This is a genomic window from Streptomyces sp. P5F9 (assembly GCF_057961495.1).
The window spans coordinates 46,176-54,184 of record NZ_JBXVPZ010000017.1 but is presented as its reverse complement, the minus strand read 5'-3'; the positions used below and the strand labels follow the sequence as shown (position 1 = coordinate 54,184).

Sequence of the window (8,009 nt, the reverse complement as noted above, 5' to 3'; positions counted from 1 at the left end):
CCCACCGCACTGCCCGCCGACACCGCCGCCAGCACCCAGGGCACGACATCGTCGCCGTACCCCCGCTGCTCGACGAACGCCATCACCAACAGGTAGACCGCACTCAACGCGAGCCCCATCCCCCCGGCCACGACGACCGGACCGAGCAGCCCGCGAACCCGGGCCGGCCTCAACCCCCGCCCGGCGCCCGCGGATACGCGTACTCCGGACAGTGCCGGTGACCTGACGAAGGCGATCGTCCCGGTCACGATCAGGGCCGCGCTGAGCAGGACCCCGGCCGCCGGTGGAGCGAAGACGAGCAGCGCGCCGACCGCCAACGGGCCGACGACGTACAGGAGTTCCTCCGCGACGCCGTCGAGGCTGTACGCGCGCTGCAACAACCCACGGTCACCGACGAGTTCGGCCCACACAGAGCGCATCGTGGGTCCGAGCGGGGGCGCGCACATGCCCGTCAGCGCGGCCACCGCGCCGAGCACCACCTCCGGCGTCCCGGGGCTCCAGGTCACCGCCGCGAGGACGCACAGGAGACCGCCGTAGAGCATCGCCATGGGGAGGAGGGCGCGGCGGGGGCCGTGGCGGTCGACCAGGGCGGCGCGCAGGGGTAGCAGGAGGACGGTCGCGGTGCCGAAGACGGCCATGATCGTGCCGGCGGCGGCGTAGGAGCCGGTGGCGCGGACGACCGCGAGCAGGACCGCCGGGGAGACCATTCCGTACGAGAGGCGGCCGACGAGCGCTGCGGCGAACGTGCGGCGGGCGTACGGGACTTGGAGCACGGAGGCATACGAAGGGCACGCCGAAGTCGGCGTGGAAGAAGACGCGGACATGCGAGATGTTCCTCAACTGGAGGCAGGGAAAGGGGACGCTTGTGCGCCGCGCGACGGCGATCAGATGCGATCCGATGTGATCGCTGCCGTGCGCGGGCCGGGGCGGGCCCTATGCCAAGAGGAGGAACATGCGGTCAACGTACCAACGGGACACGGCCGTTGACCACCGGGTCAGCTCTCGGTGATGTCCGCGCTCAACCCTCCGTGATGCCCGCGATCAGTTCGTCCGCCGCCCGGTACGGGTCCAGCTCCCCCGCCACGATCCGCTCCGCGAGCGCGCTCAGGCGGCGGTCGCCGTGCAGGTCGCCGATGCGGGCGCGCAGGGCCGTGACCGCGATCGTCTCGACCTCGCGGGCGGCGCGGGCCGCGCGGCGCTCCGCGAGGACACCGTGCTCCTCCATCCACGCCCGGTGCTTCTCCAGCGCCTCCACGACCTCGTCGATGCCCTCGGCGCGGGAGGCGACCGTCTTCACGATCGGGGGGCGCCAGTCGCCGGGGCCGCGGGACTCGCCCAGGCCGAGCATGTGGTTCAGCTCGCGGGCGGTCGCGTCGGCGCCGTCACGGTCGGCCTTGTTGACGACGTAGACGTCGCCGATCTCCAGGATTCCGGCCTTCGCCGCCTGGATGCCGTCGCCCATCCCGGGGGCCAGCAGGACGACGGAGGTGTCGGCCTGGGAGGCGATCTCCACCTCCGACTGGCCGACCCCGACCGTCTCGACCAGGATCACGTCGCAGCCCGCCGCGTCGAGGACGCGGATGGCCTGCGGGGCGGACCAGGCGAGGCCGCCGAGGTGGCCGCGGGTGGCCATCGAGCGGATGTAGACGCCGGGGTCGGAGGAGTGGTCCGACATGCGGACGCGGTCGCCGAGCAGGGCGCCGCCCGAGAACGGCGAGGACGGGTCGACGGCCAGGACGCCGACCCGCCTGCCCTGCTTGCGGTACGCCGTGACCAGCGCGGACGTGGACGTCGACTTGCCTACGCCCGGCGATCCCGTGAGGCCCACGACGTAGGCCCCGCCGGTCAGCGGTGCGAGTGTCGCCATGACCTCCCGGAGTTGGGGGGACGCCCCCTCCACCAGGGAGATCAGCCGGGCCACGGCCCGCGGCCGGCCTTCCCTGGCCTGGGCCACCAGCGAGGCGACGTCCTGCATCACGGCTCCGATCCCTTGCGGATGTGCGAAAAGGTTCTGCTGCTCAGGCCTTGGGTACCCGCACGATCAGCGCGTCACCCTGACCGCCGCCGCCGCACAGCGCCGCCGCGCCGACCCCGCCGCCGCGCCGCTTGAGCTCCAGGGCCAGGTGCAGCACGAGCCGGGCGCCGGACATGCCGATGGGGTGGCCCAGGGCGATGGCCCCGCCGTTGACGTTCACCTTTTCCGTGGACACCCCGAGGTCCTTCATTGACTGGACCGCGACGGCGGCGAAGGCCTCGTTGATCTCGATCAGGTCGAGGCTCTCGACCTCCAGGCCCTCCTTCTTCAGGGCGTGCAGGATCGCGTTCGAGGGCTGCGACTGGAGGGAGTTGTCGGGTCCTGCCACATTTCCGTGGGCGCCGATCTCGGCGATCCACTCCAGGCCCAGCTCCTGCGCCTTGGTCTTGCTCATCACGACCACGGCCGCCGCACCGTCCGAGATCTGCGAGGAGGTGCCGGCGGTGATCGTGCCGTCCTTGGTGAACGCCGGGCGCAGCTTGCCGAGGGACTCGGCCGTGGTCTCCGCGCGGATGCCCTCGTCCTTGCTGAAGACGACGGCCTCGCCCTTGCGCTGCGGGATCTCGACCGGGGTGATCTCGGCCTCGAAGACGCCGTTCCGCTGGGCGGCCGCGGCCCGCTGGTGGGACAGGGCGGCGATCTCGTCCTGCTCGGGGCGGGCGATGCCCAGGCGCGTGTTGTGCTTCTCCGTGGACTCGCCCATCGCGATGTTCTCGAAGGCGTCGGTCAGGCCGTCGTGGGCCATCGCGTCGAGCATCTCGATCGCGCCGTACTTGTATCCCTCGCGGGACTTGGGGAGCAGGTGGGGGGCGTTGGTCATGGACTCCTGGCCGCCCGCGACGATCACGTCGAACTCACCTGCACGGATGAGCTGGTCGGCGAGCGCGATGGCGTCGAGGCCCGAGAGGCACACCTTGTTGATGGTGAGCGCCGGGACGCTCATGGGGATGCCCGCCTTGACGGCGGCCTGGCGTGCCGGGATCTGCCCTGCCCCGGCCTGGAGCACCTGGCCCATGATCACGTACTGCACCTGGTCGCCACCGATACCCGCACGGTCGAGGGCGGCCTTGATCGCGAAGCCGCCGAGATCGGCTCCGGAGAAGGACTTCAGGGAGCCCAGCAACCGTCCCATGGGCGTCCGGGCGCCCGCGACGATCACCGAGGTCGTGCTGTTCGTTCCAGACATGAGGTGCGATCCCCTTCCAGCATTTTTCAGCTGAGGAGTGAACGAGGGTTTACTTGAAATGTACTGAGCGGTAGACCACCCCGTCATCGGGCCGTCGGTGTGATCGCGCGCACGTTGCGTAACCATCGCGCTAGCGCTGCACTACATACATGCTGACGCGAATCGACCACATCGGGATCGCCTGCTTCGACCTCGACACGACTGTCGAGTTCTACCGGGCCACGTACGGCTTCGAGGTGTTCCACTCCGAGGTCAACGAGGAACAGGGCGTACGCGAGGCCATGTTGAAGATCAACAACACGGACGACGGCGGCGCCTCCTACCTCCAGCTCCTCGAACCCACCCGTGAGGACTCCGCCGTAGGAAAGTGGCTGGCGAAGAACGGGGAGGGGGTCCACCACATCGCCTTCGGTACGGCGGACGTCGACACGGACTCCGAGGACATCCGCGGGAAGGGCGTACGCGTTCTGTACGAGGAGCCCCGGCGCGGCTCCATGGGGTCACGGATCACGTTCCTGCACCCAAAGGATTGCCATGGCGTACTGACAGAACTGGTCACTTCGGCGCCTGTTGAGTCACCTGAGCACTGACCCTCGTACATATGGGCCGGTAGGGTTGGGGTCGGTCGTCGCTCGCAACCAGGGCTACGGCATGCCGGGGTCCGGGTTTCGGGGGGCGAGCGTCGGGCAGCAGCCCATGCTCCGTCGTTGATCTGACACCATTCCCCGGGAGCACCGTTCGGTGGATGGACGGCGCTCGTTGGAGTAAACCGCGACCAGGGGACGGATGGGACCGCGCAGTGCGGGGCTACGAACGCCAGGAGCGAGAGCCGGCGGCTGACGTCGACCACCTCTCTCGGTTCGAGGCCGAGATGGAGCGGCTGAAGACCGAGCGGGAAAAGGCGATCCAGCATGCCGAGGACCTCGGCTACCAGGTCGAGGTGCTGCGCGCCAAGCTGCACGAGGCGCGCCGCACCCTCATGTCCCGACCGGCTTACGACGGCGGTGACATCGGCTATCAGGCCGAGCAGATGCTTCGTAATGCCCAGGTCCAGGCCGACCAGTTGCGGCAGGACGCCGAGCGGGAGCTGAGCCAGGCCCGCGCGCAGACCCAGCGCATCCTCCAGGAGCACGCCGAGCAGGCCGCGCGCCTCCAGGCGGAGCTGCACACGGAGGCCGTGACCCGGCGCCAGCAGCTCGACCAGGAGCTGGCCGAGCGCCGGCAGACCGTCGAGTCGCACGTCAACGAGAACGTGGCGTGGGCCGAGCAGCTCCGCGCCCGCTCCGAGTCGCAGGCCCGCCGGCTCGTGGACGAGTCGCGCGCCGAGGCCGAGCAGGCCCTGGCCGCCGCCCGCGCCGAGGCCGAGCGCGTCGCCACCGAGGCCCGGCAGCGGCTGGAGATGGACGCCGAGGCGGCCCGCGCGGAGGCCGAGCAGCTGCTGCGCCGTGCCCGCACGGACGCCGAGCGGCTGCTGAACGCGGCGTCCTCGCAGGCCCAGGAGGCCACCGACCACGCCGAGCAGCTGCGCAGCTCCACGGTCAACGAGTCGGATTCCGCCCGCCGTCAGGCCACCGAGCTGAGCCGGGCCGCCGAGACCCGCATGGCCGAGGCCGAAACCTCACTGCGTGAGGCGCGCCTTGAGGCGGAGAAGGTCCTCAGCGAGGCGAAGGAAGCCGCCGCCAAGGCGCTCGCGAGCGCCGAGTCGGCCAACGAGCAGCGCACCCGGACGGCGAAGGAGCAGGTCGCCCGGCTGGTGACGGAGGCCACCAAGGAGGCCGAGGCCACCAAGTCGGACGCCGAGCAGATCGTCGCGGACGCCCAGGCCAAGGCCGACAAGATCGTCGCGGAGGCCGAGGAGAACGCGCGCAGCCTCACCGCCGAGGAGACCGCCTCCCAGCTCGCGAAAGCAGCCCGAACCGCCGAGGAAGTCCTCGACAAGGCGGCCGAGGAGGCCAAGAACACCACGAAGGCCGCCACCGAGGAGGCCGAGCGGATCCGCTCCGAGGCGGAGGCCGAGGCCGACCGGCTGCGTGCCCAGGCGCACGACATCGCCGAGGGGCTCAAGGGCGCGGCGAAGGACGACACCAAGGAGTACCGGGCCAAGACGGTCGAGCTCCAGGAGGAGGCGCGCCGGCTGCGCGGCGAGGCCGAGCAGCTGCGGGCCGACGCGGTCGGCGAGGGCGAGCGCATCCGCGCCGAGGCCCGCCGCGAGGCCGTCCAGCAGATCGAGGAGGCGGCCAAGACCGCCGAGGAACTGCTGTCGAAGGCCCGCGCGGACGCCGACGAGCTGCGCCAGACCGCCACCACGGACAGCGAGAAGGTCCGCACCGAGGCCATCGAGCGCGCCACCACGCTGCGCCGGCAGGCCGAGGAGACCCTCGACCGCACCCGCAAGGAAGCCGAGCGGCACCGCTCCGAGGTCATCGAGCAGTCCGAGGGCATCAAGGCCGCCGCCGAACAGGCCGCACGCGACCTGCGCGACGAGACCGAGCGGGCCATAGAGGCACGCCGCGAGGAGGCCGCCGAGGGCCTGACGCGGCTGCACACGGAGACCGAGGAGCGGCTCGCCGCTGCCGAGCAGGCGCTCACCGACGCCCGCGAGGAGGCCGAGCGGATCCGCCGCGAGGCCGCCGAGGAGACCGAGCGGCTGCGCGGCGAGGCCGCCGACCGCATCCGCTCCCTCCAGGCCCAGGCCGAGGCGGAGGCCGACCGGCTGCGCAACGAGGCCGCCGCCGACGCGTCCGCCTCCCGCGCCGAGGGCGAGGCCATCGCCGTACGCCTGCGGTCCGAGGCTTCCGCCGAGGCCGAGCGGCTCAAGACCGAGGCACAGGACACCGCCGACCGCGTCCGCGCGGAGGCCCAGGCCGCCGCCGAGCGGCTGGCCACGGAGGCCTCCGAGACGCTGGCCGCCGCCCAGGAGGAGGCCGTACGACGTCGTCGTGAGGCCGAGGAGCTGCTCGGGTCGGCCCGTGAGGAGGCCGGGCAGGAGCGCGAGCAGGCCCGCGAGCAGAGCGAGGAGCTGCTGGCCTCGGCGCGCAACCGCGTCGAGGAGGCGCAGTCCGAGGCCGTACGACTGGTCGAGGAGGCCGACCGGCGCGCCACCGAGATGGTGTCGGGCGCCGAGCAGCACGCCCAGCAGGTACGGGAGTCCGTCGCCGGGCTGCACGAGCAGGCGCAGGAGGAGATCGCCGGGATCAGGTCGGCCGCCGAGCACGTGGCGGACCGCACCCGGCGCGAGGCGCAGGAGGAGGCGGACCGGGTCCGCGCCGACGCGTACAGCGAGCGGGAGCGGGCCACCGAGGACGCCAACCGCGTCCGGCGCCGGGCGGCCGAGGAGACGGACGCAGCCAAGGCCCTTGCGGAGCGCACCGTTTCGGACGCCATCGCGGAGTCGGAGCGGCTGCGGTCGGAGGCCGCCGAGCACGCCCAGCAGGTGCGCACCCAGGCCGCGGACACGATCGCGCAGGCCGACCAGGACGCGGCGCGGGCCCGGGCGGACGCCCGCGAGGACGCCAACCGGATCCGTTCGGACGCGGCGACGCAGGCCGACACCCTCATCACCGAGGTGACGGCGGAGGCGGAGCGGCTCCAGACGGAGACCGTCAACGAGGCCGAGCGGGTGCGGGCCGAGGCCGTGGCCAAGGCCGAGAAACTCATCTCGGACGCGACCGGGGACGCGGAGCGGCTGCGTGCCGAGGCCGCCGACACGGTGGGTTCCGCGCAGCAGCACTCCGAGCGGATCCGCAGCGAGGCCGCACGCCTCAAGGCGGACGCGGAGGCGGAGGCCGAGCGGGTCACCTCGGCGGCGCGCGAGGAGTCCGAGCGGACGCTGGACGAGGCCCGCAAGGAGGCCAACAAGCGGCGCTCCGAGGCGGCCGAGCAGGTCGACACCCTCATCACGGAGACCGCGGCCGAGGCCGACAAGCTGCTCAGCGAGGCCCAGCAGCAGGCGCAGAAGACGACCGCGGACGCCGAGGCACAGGCCGACTCGATGGTCGGCGCGGCCCGCAGCGAGGCCGAGCGGCTGGTGTCCGAGGCCACGGTCGAGGGCAACTCCCGCGTGGAGCAGGCACGTACGGACGCGGACGAGCTGCTCGTCGGCGCGCGCCGGGACGCCACCGCCATAAGGGAGCGCTCCGAGGAGCTGCGCGACCGCATCACCGCCGAGATCGAGAACCTGCACGAGCGGGCCCGCCGTGAGTCCGCCGAGACGATGAAGTCGGCCGGCGACCGCTGTGACGCGCTCATCAAGGCGGCCGAGGAGCAGCTCGGCAAGGCCCAGATGAAGGCCAAGGAGCTGGTCTCGGAGGCCAACTCCGAGGCGGGCAAGGTCCGTATCGCCGCCGTGAAGAAGGCCGAGGGTCTCCTCAAGGAGGCCGAGCAGAAGAAGTCCACGCTCATCCGCGAGGCCGAGGAGCTGAAGGCGGAGGCGATCCGCGAGGCCCGCCGCACGGTCGAGGAGGGCAAGCGCGATCTGGAGGTGCTCGTCCGCCGCCGCGAGGACATCAACGCCGAAATCTCCCGTGTCCAGGACGTCCTGGAAGCGTTGGAGTCTTTCGAGGCCCCGACGGCGGCCAAGGACGGCGGGGTCAAGGCGGGAGTCACGGCGGGCGCAACTCGTTCGGGTGGCAAGTCTGTTGAAGGTTAAGAAAGCCCCGTGAGGTTCGGGGTGTTCTGGGGCCTTTGACCGAGTCTTTGGCAAGCGGTCCGACGGTTAGCCACTCAAAAGGGGTGTCATTCTCCAGATCAAACACGCATCCGCTCGATGACACACCGCTTCGGCCCCTA

At 71.8% G+C, this 8,009-nt stretch carries 5 protein-coding genes; 2 read left to right on the top strand and 3 right to left on the bottom strand.

Features of this window, described 5'->3' with window-relative positions; all coding sequences use genetic code 11:
- The 3 genes from AC31A1_RS05650 to AC31A1_RS05640 form a co-directional block, all read right to left on the bottom strand.
- Nucleotides 1–824: MFS transporter (locus AC31A1_RS05650; protein WP_489652137.1), on the bottom strand; the 824-nt coding region annotated here is incomplete at its 3' end.
- A 194-nt stretch (nt 825–1,018) separates the two neighbouring features.
- Complete coding sequence (meaB, locus tag AC31A1_RS05645) at nt 1,019–1,975, bottom strand: methylmalonyl Co-A mutase-associated GTPase MeaB (RefSeq protein WP_399387631.1); 957 nt, start codon at nt 1,973–1,975, stop codon at nt 1,019–1,021.
- Between the two features lie 43 nt (nt 1,976–2,018).
- Nucleotides 2,019–3,221: an acetyl-CoA C-acetyltransferase gene (locus tag AC31A1_RS05640; RefSeq protein ID WP_489652136.1), complete on the bottom strand. Its 1,203-nt coding sequence runs from the start codon at nt 3,219–3,221 to the stop codon at nt 2,019–2,021.
- A 149-nt stretch (nt 3,222–3,370) separates the two neighbouring features.
- Here AC31A1_RS05640 and mce point away from each other — a divergent pair, with 149 nt between their 5' ends.
- Both mce and scy read left to right on the top strand, forming a co-directional pair.
- Nucleotides 3,371–3,811, top strand: coding sequence for a methylmalonyl-CoA epimerase (gene mce, locus AC31A1_RS05635; RefSeq protein WP_019073152.1), 441 nt, complete (start codon nt 3,371–3,373; stop codon nt 3,809–3,811).
- A 209-nt stretch (nt 3,812–4,020) separates the two neighbouring features.
- Nucleotides 4,021–7,869, top strand: coding sequence for a polarized growth protein Scy (gene scy / locus AC31A1_RS05630; protein WP_489652135.1), 3,849 nt, complete (start codon nt 4,021–4,023; stop codon nt 7,867–7,869).
- Nucleotides 7,870–8,009: the final 140 nt, after the last annotated feature.

Excerpts from the sequence above, each read along its gene's own strand:
- meaB (WP_399387631.1), bottom strand. The coding sequence starts at position 1,975 with ATGCAGGACGTCGCCTCGCTGGTGGCCCAGGCCAGGGAAGGCCGGCCG.
- AC31A1_RS05640 (WP_489652136.1), bottom strand. The coding sequence starts at position 3,221 with ATGTCTGGAACGAACAGCACGACCTCGGTGATCGTCGCGGGCGCCCGG.
- mce (WP_019073152.1), top strand. The coding sequence starts at position 3,371 with ATGCTGACGCGAATCGACCACATCGGGATCGCCTGCTTCGACCTCGAC.